This is a genomic window from Protofrankia sp. Cj3 (assembly GCF_917627355.1).
Lineage (GTDB): Bacteria > Actinomycetota > Actinomycetes > Frankiales > Frankiaceae > Protofrankia.
Map to the genome: position 1 here is coordinate 11390 of NZ_CAKJTR010000039.1, position 1593 is coordinate 12982.

General features: G+C 68.9%; 1 protein-coding gene and 1 pseudogene. One reads left to right on the forward strand and one right to left on the reverse strand.

All coding sequences use genetic code 11. The features are described 5' to 3' along the window. Window positions 1–151: 151 nt before the first annotated feature. Window positions 152–439 (reverse strand): annotated as a pseudogene (locus tag MJ783_RS07670) (chorismate mutase); the annotation flags it as partial. Between the two features lie 332 nt (window positions 440–771). Here MJ783_RS07670 and MJ783_RS07675 point away from each other — a divergent pair. Next, a partial coding sequence (locus MJ783_RS07675; RefSeq protein ID WP_239309545.1) for a PD-(D/E)XK nuclease family protein occupies window positions 772–1593 on the forward strand: 822 nt, incomplete at its 3' end.

A 1593-nucleotide genomic window follows, 5' to 3' on the forward strand; every position in this document is an offset into this window, starting at 1 on the left:
AATAACGGAAGAGCTACGAGCGCCCGGCAACAGGGGACGCGGTATCGCGGGGTTATCGCGGGGCTGGGGCACGCACCCCAATCCCGTTTTTTGATCTACACCCCTGCCGCTGCTGCCGGGCGCGCCGCGCCGGGATGAAATCCCGATGATTTTAGGTAAGAGATCCGCGGCAGAGAGTAAGAATAGACAGTGCGATTTCGACTCCGCGCGGTCCGAGTTCTCCCGACCAGGTCGCGATGATTTCGTTTTCCCGGGAGTGCTCGATCCGCGGGCCACCGTCCGCGGACCGCAGCGCCTGAATCTGGCGGGACACATCGAGGCGTGCCCCGACGAGCGCCCGGAGCTGTGCGTCGATCTTGTCGATAGCCGATCGGCCGTCCTCGATGGAGGAAATCGTCGGCGCGGAGGTGACAGAGTTGAGCGCTTCCCGTGTCATCTGGGCCCTTTTCGTTCGTGGCCCGACCGTCCCGGAGCCTCACAAGCCCGGGTGAGTCCGGGCCGGCTGGTCTCGGTGCGTCGCGATCAGTCGCGTGGCAGCCCAGGGGCCAAGCCCGGCCCCTGGTAAAAGTGATCCGGCGATCTGCCCGCGCCATACGCGCGAAGGTCGGATGTACCGGTCACGTTCGACAGCATGCCAGAGGAGAATGCTGCCGTCCAGTGGTCGTCCGGTTACCGTTGTATGGACATGGTCGCTGCCGTGGGCCGGTGGTAGCGGGCTGGCTGCCGTGGGCCGGTGGTAGCGGGCTGGTGGCCAAGTGACAGGATCATGTCGTGGACCAGTTGCAGCTGGACGGTATGCCGCGGCGACTTTTCGTGTGCACGCCGTCGAAACTTTCCGCCTTCGCTGATTGCCCGCGCCGTTACCGGATGGCCTACCTGGACCGCCCGGCGCCACCGAAAGGCCCGCCGTGGGCCCACAACTCGATGGGCTCCAGCGTGCACAACGCCCTGCGAGCCTGGTGGAACGAGCCGCTGACACGCCGTACCCCGACCCGTGCGGCGCATCTCGTCCGCCTCGGGTGGATACCCGACGGCTGGCGGGACAGCGACCAGTCGGTTCGCTGGCGGGAGCGGGCGGCTGAGATGGTCGGGCGGTACGTGGCCGGCCTTGATCCGGCGGGTGAACCGATGGGGGTGGAACGCCAGGTGGCCGCCCGCACCGAACGGCTGGCCCTGTCCGGACGGGTCGACCGGCTCGACGACCGTGACGGTGCGCTCGTCGTCGTTGACTACAAGACCGGCCGTCGGCCGCTCACCGAGGACGACGCCCGCGCATCCCAGCCGCTCGCCCTGTACGCGCTCGCGGCGTCGAGGACACTGCGGCGGCCGTGCTGGCGGGTCGAGCTGCACCATGTTCCCACTGGCGCCGTGCTGGCAGCCGAGCACGACCAGAGCTCGCTGGGCCGTCATCTGCGCCGTGCCGAGGCCCTGGCGGACGATGCCGAACGCGCCGGTGCGTCGCTGCGGGCCGGTGCCGCACTGGACACGGCTTTCCCGCCGCAGCCGGGTCCGCTGTGTTCCTGGTGCGACTACCGGCGGCATTGTCCCGAGGGGCTTGCGGCCGCTCCCGACCGCCAGCCGTGGGACGCCGTC